This window comes from Thiomonas sp. FB-6 (assembly GCF_000377645.1).
Lineage (GTDB): Bacteria > Pseudomonadota > Gammaproteobacteria > Burkholderiales > Burkholderiaceae_C > Thiomonas_A.
In genome coordinates, this window is sequence record NZ_KB898472.1 from 196,150 (window position 1) to 214,954 (window position 18,805).

The 18,805-nt window shown below is 68.5% G+C and carries 17 protein-coding genes and 3 pseudogenes; 7 read left to right on the forward strand and 13 right to left on the reverse strand.

Annotated elements, in window-relative coordinates:
- Window positions 1–11: 11 nt before the first annotated feature.
- The 8 genes from D466_RS0104700 to D466_RS0104735 all read right to left on the reverse strand — a co-directional run bounded on the left by D466_RS0104700 (window position 12) and on the right by D466_RS0104735 (window position 9,029).
- Complete coding sequence (locus D466_RS0104700) at window positions 12–1,829, reverse strand: DUF3141 domain-containing protein (protein WP_369759394.1); 1,818 nt, start codon at window positions 1,827–1,829, stop codon at window positions 12–14.
- A 76-nt stretch (window positions 1,830–1,905) separates the two neighbouring features.
- Entirely contained in the window at window positions 1,906–2,334 is a 429-nt protein-coding gene (locus D466_RS0104705; protein ID WP_018912556.1) for a hypothetical protein, read from the reverse strand.
- A 16-nt stretch (window positions 2,335–2,350) separates the two neighbouring features.
- Window positions 2,351–3,628: an MFS transporter gene (locus D466_RS20560; RefSeq protein WP_081629813.1), complete on the reverse strand. Its 1,278-nt coding sequence runs from the start codon at window positions 3,626–3,628 to the stop codon at window positions 2,351–2,353.
- 7 nt (window positions 3,629–3,635) lie between these two features.
- Window positions 3,636–3,881: a YHS domain-containing protein gene (locus D466_RS0104715; protein ID WP_018912558.1), complete on the reverse strand. Its 246-nt coding sequence runs from the start codon at window positions 3,879–3,881 to the stop codon at window positions 3,636–3,638.
- 81 nt (window positions 3,882–3,962) lie between these two features.
- Complete coding sequence (locus tag D466_RS20565) at window positions 3,963–4,331, reverse strand: hypothetical protein (protein WP_018912559.1); 369 nt, start codon at window positions 4,329–4,331, stop codon at window positions 3,963–3,965.
- 129 nt (window positions 4,332–4,460) lie between these two features.
- Window positions 4,461–5,957 (reverse strand): multicopper oxidase family protein, encoded by a 1,497-nt coding sequence (locus D466_RS0104725; RefSeq protein WP_231385658.1) that lies wholly within the window; start codon window positions 5,955–5,957, stop codon window positions 4,461–4,463.
- Window positions 5,958–6,360: 403 nt separating this feature from the next.
- Window positions 6,361–6,756 carry a DUF302 domain-containing protein gene (locus tag D466_RS0104730; RefSeq protein WP_018912561.1) on the reverse strand — a complete coding sequence of 132 codons (396 nt, stop codon included), beginning with the start codon at window positions 6,754–6,756 and terminating at the stop codon, window positions 6,361–6,363.
- A gap of 62 nt (window positions 6,757–6,818) precedes the next feature.
- Window positions 6,819–9,029, reverse strand: coding sequence for a copper-translocating P-type ATPase (locus tag D466_RS0104735; protein ID WP_018912562.1), 2,211 nt, complete (start codon window positions 9,027–9,029; stop codon window positions 6,819–6,821).
- A 509-nt stretch (window positions 9,030–9,538) separates the two neighbouring features.
- Here D466_RS0104735 and D466_RS0104745 point away from each other — a divergent pair.
- Entirely contained in the window at window positions 9,539–10,165 is a 627-nt protein-coding gene (locus D466_RS0104745) for a thiol:disulfide interchange protein DsbA/DsbL (protein ID WP_018912563.1), read from the forward strand.
- Window positions 10,166–10,213: 48 nt separating this feature from the next.
- On the opposite strand, the gene D466_RS0104750 is transcribed toward D466_RS0104745, so the two are convergent.
- From D466_RS0104750 to D466_RS0104765, 4 genes are all read right to left on the reverse strand, one after another.
- Complete coding sequence (locus D466_RS0104750) at window positions 10,214–10,669, reverse strand: hypothetical protein (protein WP_156004010.1); 456 nt, start codon at window positions 10,667–10,669, stop codon at window positions 10,214–10,216.
- A gap of 166 nt (window positions 10,670–10,835) precedes the next feature.
- Window positions 10,836–11,516, reverse strand: a complete 681-nt coding sequence (locus tag D466_RS20570) for a hypothetical protein (RefSeq protein WP_018912565.1) — start codon at window positions 11,514–11,516, stop codon at window positions 10,836–10,838.
- 123 nt (window positions 11,517–11,639) lie between these two features.
- Window positions 11,640–12,404 (reverse strand): hypothetical protein, encoded by a 765-nt coding sequence (locus D466_RS24405; RefSeq protein WP_196803422.1) that lies wholly within the window; start codon window positions 12,402–12,404, stop codon window positions 11,640–11,642.
- A gap of 31 nt (window positions 12,405–12,435) precedes the next feature.
- Window positions 12,436–12,705: an SHOCT domain-containing protein gene (locus D466_RS0104765; RefSeq protein ID WP_038165246.1), complete on the reverse strand. Its 270-nt coding sequence runs from the start codon at window positions 12,703–12,705 to the stop codon at window positions 12,436–12,438.
- 194 nt (window positions 12,706–12,899) lie between these two features.
- On the opposite strand from D466_RS0104765, the gene D466_RS0104770 reads away from it, so the two are divergent.
- The 5 genes and pseudogenes from D466_RS0104770 (at window position 12,900) to istB (ending at window position 17,806) form a co-directional block, all read left to right on the forward strand.
- Entirely contained in the window at window positions 12,900–13,586 is a 687-nt protein-coding gene (locus tag D466_RS0104770) for a heavy metal response regulator transcription factor (protein WP_018912567.1), read from the forward strand.
- Window positions 13,573–15,009 carry a heavy metal sensor histidine kinase gene (locus tag D466_RS0104775; RefSeq protein ID WP_038165248.1) on the forward strand — a complete coding sequence of 479 codons (1,437 nt, stop codon included), beginning with the start codon at window positions 13,573–13,575 and terminating at the stop codon, window positions 15,007–15,009. Before D466_RS0104770 ends, D466_RS0104775 begins: the two co-directional genes overlap by 14 nt.
- Before the next feature lie 135 nt (window positions 15,010–15,144).
- Window positions 15,145–15,315 (forward strand): annotated as a pseudogene (locus tag D466_RS23130) (indolepyruvate ferredoxin oxidoreductase subunit alpha); the annotation flags it as partial.
- A 159-nt stretch (window positions 15,316–15,474) separates the two neighbouring features.
- The gene (gene istA / locus D466_RS20580; RefSeq protein WP_051083678.1) at window positions 15,475–17,055 is read left to right on the forward strand and encodes an IS21 family transposase; all 1,581 of its coding nucleotides are present in this window, start codon (window positions 15,475–15,477) and stop codon (window positions 17,053–17,055) included.
- Window positions 17,042–17,806 carry an IS21-like element helper ATPase IstB gene (gene istB, locus D466_RS0104790; RefSeq protein WP_018912571.1) on the forward strand — a complete coding sequence of 255 codons (765 nt, stop codon included), beginning with the start codon at window positions 17,042–17,044 and terminating at the stop codon, window positions 17,804–17,806. Before istA ends, istB begins: the two co-directional genes overlap by 14 nt.
- Window positions 17,807–17,900: 94 nt before the next feature.
- On the opposite strand, the pseudogene D466_RS0104795 reads toward istB, so the two are convergent.
- Window positions 17,901–18,245 (reverse strand): annotated as a pseudogene (locus tag D466_RS0104795) (IS21 family transposase); the annotation flags it as partial.
- Between the two features lie 247 nt (window positions 18,246–18,492).
- On the opposite strand from D466_RS0104795, the pseudogene D466_RS23135 reads away from it, so the two are divergent.
- A pseudogene (locus D466_RS23135) lies at window positions 18,493–18,648 on the forward strand (transposase); the annotation flags it as partial.
- Window positions 18,649–18,805: the final 157 nt, after the last annotated feature.

Here is an 18,805-nt window from a genome sequence, read left to right on the forward strand (position 1 = left end):
GGGCGCGTTTTTCAGCGCGTCCTCGGAGCAGCTCGGCGGGTGCGCCTCACCGGTGCCGCGGCCTTGGCCGCGGTGGCGCTGGCCGGCGTTCCGGTCGGTGCGAACAACGCCGCGAAGCTGCGCTCCTGGAGCGTGTCCCGGGCCACGCGCCATGTCCGGATCACCTCGCTGACCTGCCTCATCGCCGCGCGTTCGGCGCTCAGCCAGGGATGCTCGGGCGCAAGTGCCGTGCGCTGCTGGCGAAGTTCCCGCGCCCACGGCTCGAGCCAGGCCATCCATGGCAGGAATCGCGCGGACAGCCCGTAGCGACTCGTGCGCATCGGATGCAGACGTTGCATCAGTTCACTGCTCCAGGGGTTGGCCAGGGCGCGTACCCACGGACTGAAGCATTCGCGATACAGGGTTTCATGGAATTCGGACCACGCACGCACCTGCCGGAATTCGTCCGGCGCTCTGGAAAACTTCAGGTCGGAAACCTCACGCGGCTCGAAGTGCACGGAATAGGACGGTCGGCGTGCATCCGCATCGCCCGAGGGATTGTCGATACGCATCTCGTACAGGCCCGGCTCCAGCTCCTCGACCTGCTTCAGGCTCTCCAGAATGGCGCGATGCTCCAGGCGCGCGACTTGGGCGGAGACGAAGATCCCCAGGTGGCCGACATGCGGGTTGGTCAGGTAGACGATGCGCTGGCCGGCGGCCTTGAGCTCGGCCGTGTTCCTGTACACCGCGGCGATCCATCCCAGCGCCTGGTGCGGCGGCGTGATGTTGTCCCCCCATGAAGCGAAGATGACCAGCGGGTTGCGCACCTGGCGCAGATCCGCGTAGCAGCATTCGCACACGCGGAAGGTTCCCTGCTCGACGCGGTCGCCTATGAACAGGTTTTCGACGATGGCCAGGATCTCCTCCCGGCTGAGCAGGTAGAAGCCGCTCCACCAGCGTTCGAATTGCAGGAAGCGGTCTCGCTCGGCATCCACGTCGGTGAAGAGTCCGGCATACTTGTCCCAGACGGCTTCGGGTTTGAGGTTCTCGAAGTTGGCGACCAGCCAGGCCCCGTCGAAGCGCCCATCCCCGAGGTCGGCCAGCCAGTGCACCAGCCAGGCGCCGCCCGTGAAGCCCGCGGCCGTGCGCATGGGGTTGATTCCCGGCTCGCCGGCCCAGTACGACAGCGGGGAGCCGTTGAGCACCGCCGGTCCGCTCAGGCCCTGGCAGTCGGCCGCCAGCAGCGCGACGGCCCATCCGGCCTGGCAATTGCCGTACAGCACCGGCGGCTTGCCCGGATGCCGCGCCGCGACATGTTCGACAAAGCGCCGCAGCGCGTGCAGCACGTCCGCCAGGGTCTGTCCCGCGCATGGTTCGGGAAAGAATGTCACGAAGTACACGGGATGGCCCTCGCGCATGGCCATGCCGATCTCCGAATCGCGCTTGAAGCCGCCAATTCCTGGGCCATGCCCGGCTCGCGGATCGAGCACGATCACGGGGGGCCTGTTCGCAGCGTCGACGCACTCCTCGCAGCGCGAATCGCCGATGCGCGTGATGCGCAGCAGGGCGTAGTTGACCGGCCGATCGAAAGGCCGGGCATCGAGCAGGGTCTCGTAGTCGAAGTCCAGCAGCAGCGGCTTGCCCGCGCGCTCATGCTCGATCATGTCGTCGGCGCGCTGGCGCAGCGTGTCCCAGAACAACACCCAGCGCTCGCACACATCGCGGGCGTAGTCGAGGGTATCGGCAGCGGACGGCACACGCCCGACGGGAGCCGTGCGCGCAGGGACTGCGGACACCGCGGGTGGCGTGCGCACCGTGCGCGCACCGAGCGCAGAACCCGTGGCGGCCATGTCGGTCCGGGCAGCGGACGCCGTCCGGCGGGATGTCGTGGATCGAGTGGTGTGGGGCATGACGAGGCGGCCGGCTTCAACCAGACATGGCGGACGAGAAGTAGTTGTACAAGGGCCCGAAGATCAGCGCGACGTACCAGCCGTAGGCCACGCTCTCGAGTACCCCAAGCAGGAAGCTGCCCCAGTTGAGCCAGGTGAAGCCCGGCAGCAGCGGCATCCACACCTTGGCCATGGCCTGCGCGGGAAACAACAGGTCGAAGCCCACACAGGCCACGAAGGTCAACGCCAGGAACAGCCTGAGGCTCATGCCCAGTGCGACCACGGGCAGGCGTGCGGGCCGCGAAACACGGGCCGGGACGCTCAGGCCTGCTTCACCGGGTGGGGCCGCCGGCATGTCGGGCGGCTGACGCTTGGGACTGCGGCCCATCACGTGGGCGCCGCAGCCGAAGCGCATGAGCAACACGAAGAATCCTGCGACCAGCAAGTAATAGAGCCACGAAGCCATGATCAACGCACTCCTTTCACGAAGCCTCGACGCGCGCAGGCGTGCGCGGTCTCCAGTACAGCCAAGCGCCCGCGGATCCGCCCAGCAGCAAGATCGCGGCCGCGACGAACGGCGCTTCGGGACGCAAGGTGAACAGCCCACCCGAGACGAAGGCACCCAGCGCCTGCCCCAGGTTGCCCGCAGCGGCCAGGCGGCCGAGCTTGACGCCCTTGGCCCCGGGGTCATGGTCCAGCAAGGCGTAGGCCAGCGAAGGCGCGACCAGGCCGATGCTCAGCGCCACGGCCGCGACCGTCATGCCCAGCGAAAGCATGCTCGGCATGCGTGGCGCCGCCAGCATGAAGCCCGCGCCGGCCGCCAACACCGCGGCCATCCAGCGACGCTCGAAGCGTTCGCGCAGCGGGCCCCAGGCGAGCAACCCCTGCGCTACCAGCATGAAGCCGCTGCACGCGACGAACAACAAGGCGACGGCTCCGACTGCTGCTCCCAGGCGCATCGCACCAAGCAGGTTGAAGCCGGTCTCGAAGCTGCCGACCGCATAGGCGGCGAGGCCTGCCAGGATCATGCTGGTCCATGCGAAACGCCGGTCGCGCACGACCGACGTGGTGCCCGCCTCCTCGATGGCCCGCGGCCCCGGCGCGCGCAGGCTCCACGCCAGCAGGGGCAGGAGCATGACCCCCAGCACGGCCACGACCGCCAGGGGCAGTTTCACCATCCAGGGCATGGCCTGCGTGCTCATGCCCATCACCGGCCCGGCCAGCCATGTTCCGACCAGCGGGCCGGTGACGAAGCCGATGAAGCTGGCGCTGGCCAGCAGGGCGAATCGGCGATTGCGCGCCGGGCGGTCGCTGACGTCGGCCAGATAGGCCTGCGCCGCCGGGATCACAGCGGCGGCACCCACGCCCGACAGGATTCGGGCCATGTAGGCCTGCGCCAGGCTCGCGGCCGGGGCGGAGCCGAACATGCCGGCAAGGTAGACGGCGAATCCGCCCATCAGTACCAGGCGCCGACCGTGCCGGTCCGAAAGACGCCCCCACCACGCCGCGCTGGCGAACAAGGCCAGGGTATAGGCTCCGCTGAGCAGCCCCACGTTACCTGCGATCTCGGTCGTGCTTCCCGGCGCGACGTAACTGCGCAGATAGAGGGGCAGCAGGGGCATCCACGCGCTGTATCCGAGCGCCTGCACGAAAGCGGCGGCCAGCAGCACGGCCAGGGCCATGCGGCTCACGCCGTGGCCGCTGGCTCGCCGGATGTCGCCCCGGGAAGCGGTGCCTGCACGGAAGCTGGGGTTTCTCATCGCCGGCCTACTTGCAGCAGCCGTGCCCCGAGTGTCCGGCGTGCCCGCAGTCGCCCGCCTGCGCGGCTGCGGGCTGTGCCGCCTGCACGTAGCGTGCAGGATCCTGGCGGAACTTGTCGCGGCACGACGCCGAGCACAGGTAGTAGGTCTGGCCGCCGTGATGCTCGGTGGCGAAGGCCGCGGTGGAATCGATATCCATGCCGCAAACCGGATCCTTGGTCTTCATCTCGTACTCCTTGGTGAGTTCATGCATCGCGCCTGAAGGAGGGCGCCCGCCGTGGCCTGCCCGGGTGCGCTTGCCGCTTGCCGCCCCGGCGCAGCCCATTCCGATCCCTCAGCAAGCGCCGTGGCGGTGAGACTGGAGCTGCTGCGCCTGCGGCAGCGCGAACTGCCCGGGAGAGGCTTCGAAGCGGTCGCGGTTCTCGCGTGATTCGAAGTACACGGGCACGCCGCGATACACCGTGCTGACCGCGGTGGATGGGTCCACCGGGCGGCCGCTCACCGGATCGACGGCCTGCGCCTGCATCGGCGCCGAGCCATGGTCGTGCGGCGAAGCGCCGCTAGGGCCCCCGCCCTGCCCGCCTCCCTGCCCCCCGTGACCGCCGCCCCCCATGCCGCAGCCCATGCCGCCACCGCGCATCATGAAGAAGATCACTCCCGCACCGAGCAGCACGAAGAGCCAGTTCTGTTCAAGCCATTGCATTTCAACCTCCATTCGGTTGTGGCGCTCCGCCCCCCTGCGGGCGACCCGCGCAAGCCTGGCGTTCTTGCGATCCACTCTAGGCCGCGGCTGCGAACGCGGAGATGACGTGCGGGTTACGTTTTGGTCAGATCAGAGCACCGTGAACTGCCCCATCATTCCGTTGCCCTCGTGCTCGAGGATGTGGCAGTGGTACATGTAGGGATGCGCCTCGTCGGCCCGCTGCGTGAAACGCATGGCCAGGCGCACCGTCTCGCCGCGGTGCACGAGCACCGTGTCCTTGTGGCCGCGTTCCCACTCGGGCGGGCTCGCGCCATCGCGCGACAACACCTGGTATGACACGCCATGCACGTGGATCGGGTGCGCCATGTGGGCCTCGTTGCGCAGTTCCCAGATCTCCACGCCGCCCAGGCGGGCGCGTTGGTCGATCCGGTTCATTTGCATGAATTGATCGTTGATCGAAAACAGGTTCTGGCCGCCCACGCCGAGGCTCATGCCGCCCGGGCCCGAGTGGATCGGGGCGCCGCGGTCCACGTTGCGCGGCCCACCCATCATCGAGCCCATGCGCATGCCCTGGAGGGTGAAGCGCCGCACCCTGGCCGCCGCGACGGCAAGCGGATCGATCTCGGCCAGCTTCGCGGGAACGCCGGATTGCGCCCCGCTGGGCGCGCCGACGCGCAACTGCAGCAAGTCGATGGTGCTCTGGTCCCAGGCGTCGGAGTCCATCGGCGAACCGTTGAGGGCATCGACCACCTCGGCGGAGCGGCTCTGCAGCACCAGCTGCCTGCCCTGATCTCCGGACAGATCGACGACGACCTCCGCCCGCTCACCCGGCGCGAGCACCAGGCGTCGGGTCGCCGCGGGACGAGCCAGCAGTCCGGCATCGGAGGCGACGACCTGGAAAGCTCGTCCGTCGTCGAAGGCAAAGTTGTAGATGCGGGCGTTGGAGCCGTTGAGCAGACGCAGGCGAACGTGTTGCGCCGGCACCGAGACATAGGGCTGCTCACACCCGTTGACCAGGAAGCGATCGCCCTTCATACCCATCAGGTCGTGCATGCTGGTCATGTAGAGCAGCGTGCCGTCGGCCGCGATGCGGCGGTCCTGGACGATCACCGGGATGTCATCGACGCCCCAGGTATGCGGAAGCCCGAGGCGGCGATCCACACCGTCATCGACCAGCAACAGCCCGGCCAGGCCCGCATAGGCCTGCGCACCGGTGCGCGTGTCGGGGTGAGGATGAAACCACAATGTCGCCCCCGGTTGGTCGAGCGTGAAACCGACCCGCTGCGTCCCTCCCGCCTGTATCGGGCTGTGCGGGCCTCCGTCGGACGCCCCCGGCACGATGGCGCCATGCCAATGCAAGGTCGTCGACTGCTCAAGCCCATTGCGCACCTCCACGCGCACCGGCTGTGCGCGAGGAACGACCAACGCGGGACCGAGCATGGAGCCGTTGTAACCCCAGGTAGGAGTCCGCAACCCGGCAACCAGTTCGCTGGCGCCCGCCTGCGCGCTCAACGCGAAGTGCAGCACGCCGTCGCGCCTGTCGCCGCGCAGTTGCGGCGGAATCGGAAGGGATCGCTGAAAAGGCCGAGCAGGAAGTAGTGCGGCGCCTGCCTGCGCGTTCATCATGGGGCCCATCCGACCCAGCCCTTGCGAAGCTGCGGCGCGCATAAGCAGCGCTGGAGCCACCAGCATGCCCGATGCAAGCACCAGCCCGCGGCGCCTTGCATCGACAGTGCCAGTCCTCGGGGGCAGAACGCTCGCGCTGCTCGCGAGACGCGACGTATTCCAGGATTTCATGGGACAACACCTTTGGGTGAGAGACTTGGATCGCGTCGGTCATGAAGCGCGCCATGCGCGCATCCGACCTACGAGACGAGCCTATGCCTCCGGTGCTGTCGACTCGATGACGGCTGCGTGAAATTGCTGTCATCTTCAGGCCGCGTCGGCGCGTCACCTGCCGCGGCTGCGATTCAACGCGTCCCCCACAGGGCCGCGCCGTCGTCAGGCAGACCAACCTCGCCCGAGCGACTCAGCCGCGCAGCGACTCGGCCACGCGCTGCAACCTCGAACGAACCTCCCTACCCAGACTCTCGATCTCGGGCCGGGCGACCATGCCCAGCACCGCCTGCGGATCCATGAACACGACATGGACCCTGCCATCGGCATCCTCGCGCACGACCACGTTGCAGGGGAGCAGAGCCCCGATATCCGGGTCGGTCTGCAGGGCCTGGTGCGCGAAATGGGGGTTGCAGGCTCCGAGAATCAGGTACGGGCGCTGTTCCACGCCGAGCTTGGCCTTGAGCGTGGCCTGCACGTCAATGGTGGTCAGCACGCCGAAACCCTCCTGCTTGAGCGCGTCGGTGGCGGCCTGCACGGTGGACTCGAAGCCCTTCGGGCTGCGGACGCTGAAGACGTAGGAACTCATGACACTCTCCTCGTGGAAGCTGGGGTCGGCTCATGCATTTTGCCGCTTGGCCGCTCGCGGCCCTATAGCGCCGCCCGCCGCAGGCGCAACGCGTTGGCCACCACCGAGACCGAACTGAAGGACATGGCCGCAGCGGCGATCACCGGCGACAGCAGGACACCGAAGAAGGGGTACAGGATGCCGGCTGCCACCGGCACGCCCAGGCTGTTGTAGACAAAGGCGAAGAACAGGTTCTGGCGGATGTTGGTCAGCGTGGCGCGGCTCAGGTGGCGCGCGCGCGCGATGCCCCGCAGATCGCCCTGGATCAGCGTCACGCCGGCGCTTTCCATGGCGACGTCGGTGCCGGTGCCCATCGCGATGCCCACCTGCGCCTGGGCCAGCGCCGGCGCGTCGTTGATGCCGTCGCCGGCCATCGCGACGAAGCGCCCCTCGGCCTGCAGGCGCTTGACGTGCTGCGCCTTCTGCTCGGGAAGCACGCCGGCGATCACCTCGTCGATGCCCAGGTCCCGGGCCACGGCCTTCGCCGTGGTCTCGTTGTCTCCGGTGAGCATCACGATGCGCAAGCCGTCGTCGTGCAATTCGCGAATCGCCTGCGGCGTGCTGGCCTTGACCGGGTCGGCCACCGCCACCAGGCCGGCTGGCTGGCCGTCGACGGCCAGGAACATGGCCGTGCGTCCCTGCGTGCGCTGCACCTCGGCCGGAGCGGCCAACGCCGAGGTGCCGATACCGTGCCCCGACAGCAGCGCTGCGTTGCCCAGCAATACCTCGCGCCCGCCGATGCGCCCGCTGACGCCCTTGCCCACCGCGGCCTGGAAGTCCGCGGCAGCCTCCAGCGCGAGCTTGCGCTGCTGCGCGCCCTGCACGATAGCCGCCGCCAGCGGGTGCTCGCTGCCCTGCTCCAGGCTGGCCGCCAGGCGCAGCACCTCGTCGGCTTCCCAGCCCTGCATCGGCACCACCTCCTGCAGGCGCGGCTTGCCTTCGGTGAGGGTGCCGGTCTTGTCCACCACCAGGGTGTCGACCTTGCGCAGGGTCTCGATGGCCTCGGCATTCTTGAACAGCACGCCCATAGTTGCCCCCTTGCCCGTGGCCACCATGATGGACATCGGGGTGGCCAGGCCCAGTGCGCAGGGGCAGGCGATGATCAGCACGGCCACCGCGTTGATCACGGCATAGGCCATGGACGGCGCCGGGCCGAGCCACGCCCACAGCGCGAAGGTCAGCAGCGCCACCACGACCACGATGGGCACGAACCACGCCGCCGCGACGTCGGCCAGGCGCTGGATGGGCGCCCGGCTGCGCGAGGCCTCCGACACCATGTGCACGATTTGCGCCAGCAGCGTGTCGGAACCCACGCGCCGGGCCTCGATGATCAGCGAGCCGCTTCCGTTGACGGTGGCGCCCACCACCTTGTCGCCGCCCGACTTCTCGGCCGGGATGGACTCGCCGGTGATCATCGACTCATCCACCGCCGAGGCGCCTTCCACCACCACACCGTCCACCGGGATCTTCTCGCCGGGACGCACGCGCAGCCGATCGCCCACCTGCACCTGCTCGAGCGGAACGTCCGATTCCGAGCCGTCGGCCGCGATGCGCCGCGCCATCTTCGGCGCCATGCCCAGCAGCGCGCGGATCGCCGCATTGGTATTGCTGCGCGCGCGCAGCTCCAGCACCTGGCCCAGCAGCACCAGGGTCACGATCACCGCCGCCGCCTCGAAGTACACGTCCACCGCACCGGTGGCCGGATCGCGGAACGCCGGAGGAAAGATCTGCGGCGCCAATTGCGCCACCATGCTGTACAGGTACGCCACGCCGACACCGAGGGCGATCAGCGTGAACATGTTCAGGTTGCGCGTGCGCAGCGAATCCCAGCCCTTGACGAAGAACGGCCAGCCGCCCCACAGCACCACCGGCGACGCCAGCGCGACCTCGGCCCACGACCATCGGACCTGATGCAACCCGAGCGTGGCCGCGAGGCCGGGAACGTCGTGGCCCATCGCCAGCACCAGTACGGGGATGGAAAGCACGAGGCTGGCCCAGAAGCGCCGGGTCATCGACTCCAGTTCCGGGTTGCGCTCCGGCTCCGCGGTCACGCTGCGCGGCTCCAGCGCCATGCCGCACTTCGGGCACGAACCCGGCGCATCGCGCACGATCTCCGGGTGCATCGGGCACACCCACTGCGTGCGCGACGCCGGCGCCGCCGGCATCACGGGCTCCAGCGCCATGCCGCACTTGGGACAGGCGCCCGGAGCATCGCTGACGACCTCGGGGTGCATCGGGCACGTATACCGCGCGCCGGGCGCGCTTCCGGCATGCTCGGCGTGCATCGATGCGCCCTCATCATGCCCGCTCCCATGTTGGTGTTGGTGCGCATGGGCGTGTTCGCGTCGATGCGAGACCGCATGCGCTTGCTTCGTCGGCTGCTCGTACGTTCGGTCGTCCATCGTGTTCCCTCCTGATCGGGATTGCTTCGACCCTCGCGCATCCAGGCGGCGCGGGGTCCGCGATCGCAGGCTCGCCCGGAGCCTCGACTCATTGGCTGATCATCTACAGTCTAGGCATTCATTTCCATCGGGCACATGACCGCGCGATGACGATCCTGTCACGTTCGAGGGCACGCGGCCCCGAGGCCGGCCTGACATGGATTCCCGCTGCTTCAAGTCAAAGGTCATCCCGTCGATCACGGCTACGGTTTGCTGCGGCGAACCGACGCCGCACGCCTCACCTATTCGAGAACCTGATCATGAATGGACATCCGATACAACGCCTCCTCGCCCTGCTCACCATGCTTCTCGCGATCGCCGTGGGCGCCACGATCACGCAAGCCGCCGAACCCTTCCAGAGGGGCACGGGCTACAACGAGCTGTCCGCGCGCCAGCCGGTGGGGCACCCGGGCAAGGTCGTGGTCACGGAGTTCTTCTGGTACAACTGTCCGCACTGCAATGCGCTTGAGCCCGAACTCGACGCGTGGGTCCGCAGGCAGCCGGCCTACGTGGTGGTCGAACGCGTTCCAGTGGCCTTCACGGCGAAGTTCATCCCGCAGCAAAAGCTCTACTACACGCTGCTCGCGCTGGGCAAGGTGGACAGCCTGCAGGGTGCCATCTTCCAGGCCATTCATGAACAGCACATCGCGCTGAACACTCCGGACCAGATGGCCACGTGGCTGGCCGCGCACGGCATCGCCAGGCAGACCTTCCTTGCGACCTTCAACTCCTTCGGCGTGGCCATGCAGGCCCGACGCGCCACGCAGATGATGAACGACTATGGCATCGACGGCGTACCGACCATGGCGGTGGAAGGCACCTACGAGGTCTCGGGCGACCTTCCGCAGACCCCGACCGACGGCCGCATCCTGCAAGCCGTCGATTACCTCGTGGGCCGGGTCCACGCGCAGCAGGCCGGCGCGAGGTAACCGCGGCCGTCGGGCGGCCGGTGCCCCGGCGAGGGCACCGCGCAGCGGCTACGCCGCTGCCGTGCGCGCGATGATCCAGTTGCCTGTAAAGCCCGTGACGGTAACTCTCTGCCCCGGTTCCAGGCAAGGATGCTGCATCATCGCGTGGGTATGAAGCACCAGGATGCGCGTGCCGTTGTCGAGGTCGATCCCGTTGTGGCAATGGCTCAGGCCCCGCGGGTCGGGCGCGCAGTTCGTGTCGCCGGTCACGGTTCCGCGCAGCGTCGCTCCGCGCGGAAGCTCGATGCCGCCGATGATCTGCAGCAGGGACATGCCCCCTTGGCCATTGTCGGCCCAGCTTCGTATCGGCGCGCCGGCCGGAATGCGCGGTTCATCGGGCACCGCGAGCTGCGTGGCCCGGGCGTGGGACACCCAGAACAGCGCCCCGCCCACGACGCCGGCCAGAGCCAGCACCGCGGCGGCACGGCGCAACGAGACGAAGGAAAGGCTTCGTGAGGCTTGCATGGTCGTCGATCTCCGGGCGAATCAGGGATGCGGACAGGCGCGCTGGGCCTGCGTTTTCAGACATGATCGCCCTCGGTTCCCGACACGCCGATGACCGTGCGATGACAATTGCGTCAGATTCGCGCCGCACCTGCCGTACCGAGGCCGGGCAAGCCGCGTTCCGACATCACCGGATGATGAATCGGCCAACCATGCCCTTCTCGGCATGCTCGGGTGTCGGGCACACGTTCCAGTACGTTCCCGGCTCGCCGGCGACGAAGCTGGTGGAAAGCGCCGCATAGCTTGCAGCCTGCAGGCGACTGTCGCTGCGCCACGGCAGCAAGGGCTCGAGCTGCACCAGCCCCGGGCCGGCCGCCATCATGGACATGTAGGGATAGGGCGGCGGAACCGGTGTAATGATCAGCCCGTGCTCCATGTTGCCGCCGTAGTCCATGTTGACCAGGTCGATGCGCACGGTGGCGCCGCGAGGAACCACCAGCGTCGGGTTGGTCAACCCTGCCACCTCGAAGGTCTGGTCCGGGTGGCCGGGCTGCAGGGCGACCATCGCGATGCGCACGTCACGGCCGCTGTAGGTCACCGTGTTGCTGCGAGCGTCCACCCGGGCGCCCTGCGCGCTGCCGGCCAGGAAGTCACGCACCTGCGCGTAATCCAGCACCGCCCCGCCCCAGCCGGGCTCGACGGGCCGGTCGGACTGGGCGAAACCCATCATGCCGCCGCCCATCATGCCGCCGTAAGCTCCGTAACCTCCACCGGCCATTTGCGCCTGGGCGCTGGTGCCCCAGGCCGCGGCCAGCAGGGCCGCCATCACGAAGGCGCCGCGCGCGCGGCGCCTGACCGTCGGTTTCATCGCATACTCCTGTTTGGCGAGTTACGTCAGGCGCCCCGAAGGGCGCCGGGGCTCGCCGAGGTTCCGCCGGGCCGGCAAGCGGGGATTTCGGTTTCTCACGCAGGCCGCCCGGCGGGGCTGGACTCAAGGCGCGTCGCCGAGGCTTTCGTGCTGCTGCGGCGTCAGCACCGCGTCGATCTGCCTGGCCGCCTCGAGACGGTTGCGCAGCATCTGCAGTCGCACGTTCGACAGCGCAGTGGCGCGCTTCATGATCGCGTCGACATCGAGCTTGTTGCCGACGGCCTGCCCCCAGGACTCGAACATGACCTTCTGCATGGACTGCATCAGCGGCCACTGCTTGTCGAATAAGGCTTTCTCGATACCCACGAGCTTCGTGCGCTGCGCGTCACTGAGCTGGGGATTCACGCCCCATCCCCCGTAGCCGCCGAAGCCGCCCATCATGCCGGGACCGTAGCCGCCGTAGCCCGCCATCATCCCCGGACCGAAGCCGCCATAGCCCCCGTAGCCTCCCATCATCCCGGGGCCGAAGCCGCCATAGCGCGCCATCATCCCCGGACCGTAGCCGCCGTAGCCGCCGTAGCCGCCGTAGCCGCCATAGCCTCCCATCATGCCGGGACCGAAGCCACCGTAGCCGCCATGTGCCCATCCCCGCGGGTGCGGACCCACGGCTCCACGCTGCCAAGCACCGCCCGCATAGCCCGGACCATAGCCGCCCATCATGCCCGGGCCCATGCCGTAGCCGTAGCCCGGGCCGTAGACGTCGGACTGCGAGGTCGTCGCGGGAGCGCTGGCCGTTCCTGCCGCCAGGGCAGGAAGCGCGGCCGCGGCGAGGATCATCATCGGCGCGGCCACCAGGCCGAGCGCCGCACGCTTGTTCCACTTGATCATGATTCGCTCCTTTGCGAACAGAAAATCCGATTCAATGCAGGTCCAGGTCGGCGCGCCGGCGCTTGTATTCGTCGGCGTCGATCTCCCCCCGCGCATAACGCTCGTCCAGGATGGCTCGTGCCGAAGACCCCGGGACCCTCGGCGTGGCGTGATGCCCACGCATGCCGATGAACACGTCGCGCAGCAGTCCCACCACGAGCGCCACGACGACGATGACCAGCAGCAGCATGAACACCCAGCCGAAGCCGCCCATCATCCCGTAACCCCATCCCCATCCACCGGGGTGTCCGTACCACATCATGTCGTTCTCCTTTCGGTCGGTTCGCGTCCGACACTCGCGGCAGGTCGCGTTGCGCGCCGCCACCGGATGCCTTATACCCAGATTAGTATCTGGCGCCTGTCCCCCGGATGACCCGTCGATTACATTGATGTCATCTTGCGGTCATGCGTGCGCAAGCATGCACTGGCTAGAGTGCAGGCAAGGACGGTACATTGATGAAACTGCTCATGGTCGAAGACGAGGCCAAGACGGCCGATTACCTGCGCCAGGGATTGAGCGAAGCTGGTTTTGTCGTCGATCTCGCGCGCAACGGCCTGGACGGACACCATCTCGCGATAACCGGCGACCACGACCTGATCGTGCTCGACGTGATGCTTCCCGACGTCGACGGCTGGCGCATCCTGCGCGCGCTGCGCGAAGCCGGGCGCGACGTTCCGGTGCTGTTCCTGACCGCGCGCGACAGCGTCGAGGACCGCGTCAAGGGGCTGGAGCTCGGCGCCGACGACTATCTGGTCAAGCCCTTTGCCTTCACCGAGTTGCTGGCGCGCGTGCGCACGCTGCTGCGGCGGGGTCGCAACCCCGCGCTGGCCGAGAAGCTGCAGGTCGCCGACCTGGTGCTCGACCTGCCTCGGCGACGGGCCAGTCGCGGCGGCACGCGCATCGCCCTGAGCAACAAGGAATTCGCGCTGCTCGAGCTGCTGGTGCGGCGCCAGGGCGAGGTGCTGCCGCGCTCGCTGATCGCCTCGCAGGTGTGGGACATGAACTTCGACAGCGACACCAACGTCATCGACGTGGCCATCCGGCGCCTGCGCGCGAAGGTGGACGACGCTTTCTCACCCAAGCTGATCCACACCGTGCGCGGCATGGGCTACACGCTGGACCTGCCCGATGCCGACGATTGAGCCGGGCGCGGTGCGCATCGGGCGCCGCGCGCGTCGCCCGGCCTCGCTGGCGCTGCGCGTGACGGCGTGGGTCGGCCTCGCCACCACGCTGACCTTCCTGGTCGCGGCGTGGGCGCTGGAAGTGTCGATCGAGGAGCATTTCGCGGGCCAGGACCTGGCGCAGCTTCGTCCGGTGGCGCAGACCCTGCGCCTGTCCCTCGACGACGCGGCCGCCGGCGCAGGCAGCGTAGACCTGCAACGGCGTTTCGCCGAGACCATCGCGGACCACCACGAGGTGTATTTCCGGGTCGAGGGCGCGGACGGCCGCGTGCTGTACGACGCGACGCCGTCGGGGCTTGCCGCCCGCGCGCACGCCGAACCGGCCGTGCAGAAGCTGGATGCCGCGGCGCTGCGCATCTGGACCACCGGCGGGCGCAGCTACCGCGGCGCGGTGCTGCGCATCGACCGCGACACCGTGATCCTGGCAACCGCCATCGGCTACCACCTGCACTTTCTCGCCGCGCTGCAGCGCGCGCTGTGGCTGGGTACGCTGTCAGCCAGCGCCTTCAGCGTGCTGGTGGCGTGGCTGGCGGTGCGCCAGGGGCATGCGCCGATCCGGCGCATCGGCGCGCGCATGCGCGACGTCAGCTCGGAACACCTGGACGTCCGCCTCGACCCGGACAAGGTGCCGGTGGAACTGTCCGAGCTCGTCGCCTCTTTCAACGCGATGCTCGAGCGCATCGGGCAGAGCTTCGAGCGCCTGTCGAATTTCTCCGCGGACATCGCGCATGAGCTGCGCACACCCGTCACCAACCTGCGCACCCAGACCCAGGTCGCGCTGTCGCGCGCGCGCAGCGCCCACGATTACCGCGAGATTCTCTACTCCAACCTCGAGGAGTACGAGCGCATGAGCGCGATGATCGGCGACTTGCTGTTCCTCGCCCAGGCCGAGCACCAGTTGCTGCGGCCCGAGCCGGCGGAGGTGGACCTGGGCGCCGAGGTCGCCGGGCTGTTCGAGTATTTCGAAGCCTGGGCCGAGGAGCGCGGGGTCCGCCTGCAAGCTGTCGGCCACGCCCGACGCATCCGTGGCGACCGCGCGATGCTGCGACGCGCACTGTCGAACCTGCTCTCCAACGCGATTCGCCACACCGCGGCTGGAGCCACGGTCACCGTGCGTCTCGGCAGCGATGCCTCCGGCTGGCTGGAAGTCTGCGTCGAGAACCCTGGCGCCGACATTACCGCCGAGCACCTGCCCCACCTGTTCGACCGCTTCTACCGCGTCGACCCTTCCCGCCAACGCAACGGCGAGGGAGCCGGCCTGGGCCTCGCCATCGTGAAATCGATCGTCGAAGCCCATGGGGGAAGCGCAGGCGCCGTGTCGGCCGGAGGCCTCACGCGCTTCTGCATGCGTCTGCCAGCGCCCGCTTCGAAAGCGCGGCACTGACCGTTCCGAGGCGGCATAGCGGAGGGGCCGCCCTGGCCGAGCAACCATGCCTGCGGTGTCAGCTTGTCCCCCCGCTCCAAGTGTCCGCGAAGCGGGGAGCGACTCGACCTCCCTCGGCCCTCAGGCAACTGCAAGATCTGTCCGGTCGACGCCCTCCGCGAGGGCCCGACCTTCCTCGCCATCGACCCGAGCGAGTGCATCGACTGCGCGGTCTGTGTCCCGGAGTGTCCCGCGCAAGCCATCCTCGCGGAGGACGACGTGCCGGCCGATCAACGTATGCTCACGCCGCTGAATGCCGAGCTTGCCCTCGATGGCCACACAAACTCCACCACCTTTGGCCACCTAAATTCTCCCACCCTGGCCACGGCGCGATGAGGCGCTGACGGGCCGGCGAGCACGCCGGCGGCCAGAGGTCTGGCAGGACGTTACTTTCCCCTCCCTCAACGTCGAGGGAGAGGCACAGAGGTGAACGTCTTGAAGCCGCATTTGCAAACGACCATCTGGACGCTGCTGCGCAAGGGCAGCAGCCAGCGGGAGATCGCGCGCTTGACGGGGATCGACCGCAAGACGATCCGCGCCTACGCGCAGCGCTTTGCCGAGGGCGAAGCAAACTCCCCCGGGGTGGCCACCGGCTCGGCCGAGCAAACTCCTCCACCCCGGCCACCGGCTGCGGCGTCCTCGACGACATCGCTGTGCGATCCGCACCGGGTCTTCATCGAGGCGCAGCTGCGTCTGAAGCGCAACGCCACCGCGATCTACCAGGACCTGGTCGACCAGTTCGGCTTCGCCGGCCACTACAACTCGGTCAAGCGCTTCGTGGCCCGGCTCAAGGTGCGTGAGCCCGAGCAGTTCGACCGCCTGGAGTTCGCCCCCGGCGAGGAGATGCAGGTCGACTACGGCGAGGGGGCCCTCACGCGCGTGCCCGGCACCGACCGCTTCCGCCGGCCGCGCCTGTTCGTGGCCACGCTGCGCTACTCCCGGCGCAGCTTCCGCCGTGTGGTCTGGAAGTCCAGCCAGCAGGTCTGGGCCGAACTGCACGAGCAGGCCTGGCGCTACTTCGGCGGCTCGGCCCACTACGTGGTGCTCGACAACCTCAAGGAAGGGGTCGTCAAGCCCGACCTGTACGAGCCCGAGCTCAACAAGGTCTACGCCGCCACGCTCAAGCACTACGGCGTGGTCGCCGACCCGGCGCGGGTGCGCGACCCCAACCGCAAGGGCAGCGTCGAGAACGCCATTGGGCACACCCAGGCCACCGCCCTCAAGGGCCGACGCTTCGAGTCCCTCGAGGAGCACAACGCCTTCCTCGAGCACTGGGAGACCCGGTGGGCGGCGCCGCGCATCCACAGCAGCGCGCGCCGGCAGTTGCAGGCCATGTTCGAGGAGGAGCGCGCCCACCTGCAGCCGCTGCCGGTGCTGGGCATGCAGTACTTCACCGAGGCCGAGCGCACCGTCTGCGACGACAGCTGCGTGCGCGTCGACCACTGCAGCTACGCCGCGCGCCCGGCGCGCATCGGCACCCAGGTGCTGGTGCGCATCTATGCCCGGCGCATCGAGATTCGCGACCTCAGAACCCAGGAGCTGCTGCGCACCCACGATCGCGCCGAGCACCCCGGCACCGTGGTCCTGCCCGCCGAGGAGCGCGTGTTCAACCCCTCGCGCGAGACTCGCCGCATCCTGGCCCAGGCGCGTGCCATCGGGGCCGAGGCCCTGCGCCTGTGCGAGCTGCTGTTCGCCGTCGAAGGCCGCGTGGGCCAGCGCAAGCTCTGGGGCATCGTCTCGCTGGCCGAGCGCTACCCCCGCCGCCTGGTCGACGCCGCCTGCGCCCGCGCGCTGCAGGAGGGCGTCTACAGCTATCGCCACGTCAAGGCATTGACCGAGCGCCTCGTCACCGACGCCTTGCAGGCCCTCGACGCCGCCCCGAGCGCCGAGCCCCTGACCCAGCAGCACGAACTGATCCGCCCGGCCGAGGAGTACGCCGATCTGTTCGCCCGTGCCGCCGCCGATTCCCTCACCCACGACAGGAGCCCCCAGCATGACCCTCAATGAGATCGAACGAGCCCTGCGCGAGCTGCGCCTCTCGGGCATCGCCGACACCCTCTCCACCCGCGTGCTGCAGGCGCAGAGCAGCCAGGAGCCGTTCCTGGCCACCCTGGGCGCCATGCTGCAGGACGAGCTCGACCGGCGCCACTCGCGCCTGACCGAGCGGCGCTTCAAGCAATCGCGTCTGGACGAGCGCCCGACGCTTGCCGACTTCGACTGGCGCTTCAACCCCAAGCTGCCGCGCGCGGCCTGCTTCGAGCTGCACACCCTCAAGTTCCTCGGCGACGGCGCCAACGCGCTGATCATCGGCAAGCCCGGCACCGGCAAGAGCCATGTGGCCAAGGCCGTGGCCTACCAGGCCACGCTGCAGGGCTATGACGTGCGCTACGTCGAGGCCGACACCGAGTTCGCCCGCTACGCCCTGGCCAGCACGCCGGAGCAGGCCACGCTGCTGCGGGCCTGGATCGAGCCCGACCTGCTCGTGCTCGACGACCTGTTCCTGGCCCGGCGCATCGGCGACGCCGCGGCCGAACTGCTGCAGGCCATCGTCCACCAGCGCTACAAGCACCGCCGCTCCATCATCGTGACCTCCAACCGCGTCGTGCAGGACTGGGGCAAGTACCTCGGCGACGCCACCATGGCCACCACCATCCTCGACCGTCTCATGCATCGCGCCGCCATGCTCGAGTTCGAGGGCCGCAGCTACCGCCTCAAGGAGGCCGCTGCGCGCATCGCCGTCACCGCCGATGCCTCATAATCCGCTCGTCCTGCATGGGGGAGTTTGACTGGCCATAAGTGGGGGAATTTGAAGTGGCCATCGGGGAGTTCTCGCAGAACTGGCTGTAGCGCTACGTCGCCTGCCCCGGGTGGGCCTCGACATACTCCTCCCACAGCAGCGCCAGCGTCATGCCCTTGCGGCGCAGCTCGTGATGCACCTGGCCGTAGTCGGGCTGGGCGTAGTGGCTGGGGCGGTCGGCACGCCCGGCCAGCAGCCGGCGCTCCAGCGGCGCCGACTCGCTCAGGCCCTCCACCGTCGGCCAGTCCAGCCCGCACGCCGCGGCCAACGTGCAGTACTTGGCCACCACGCCCCTGGAGATGCCCAGCGCTGCCGCAATGCGTTCGTGCGACAGCCCGGCTTGGAGTTTGAGACGTAAGACGTCCTTGATCTTGCGCATGGGGATCCTTGGCGCGGGCATGCCTTCTCCGGTCAAAAAACCGGCAAGGCTACCCGCCTGGGTTGATCAACTTGCGCAACACCAACACGCTGCCATACAGCACCGTTCCGGCATCGTGACCGGCCATTCCGGCCGAACGTGACCGCGGATTCCGGTCGAACGTGACCGGCCGTTCCGGTCCAATGTGACCGATTTCTAAGGGTGACCGAAATGAGCGGTCACGATCCCGGAATCGCCGGTCACGATGCTCCGGAATACGCAGCAGGTGATGCTGGGTATTCACTTCCTGCAGCAATGGTTCGGGCTGTCAGACGTGGCGATGGAAGAGGCGCTGTTCGACGTCCCGCTGTACCGGCAGTTCGCGGGCCTGGGCGGCATGAACCGGCTGCCTGATCGAGTGAGCATCCTGCGGTTTCGACATCTGCAAGTCGTTGATCGATATAGGTCACCACCTCGAAAACCGGCCCTCCCCGGGGGGGGGGCGTGTCGAACTCCGGTGCCCTGGGATTGGCTCCGTGGTTGCCGAACCTCGCGCACCTCGCCAAATCAGGATCTTAGTCCGACCACTCCACCTCGGTGAA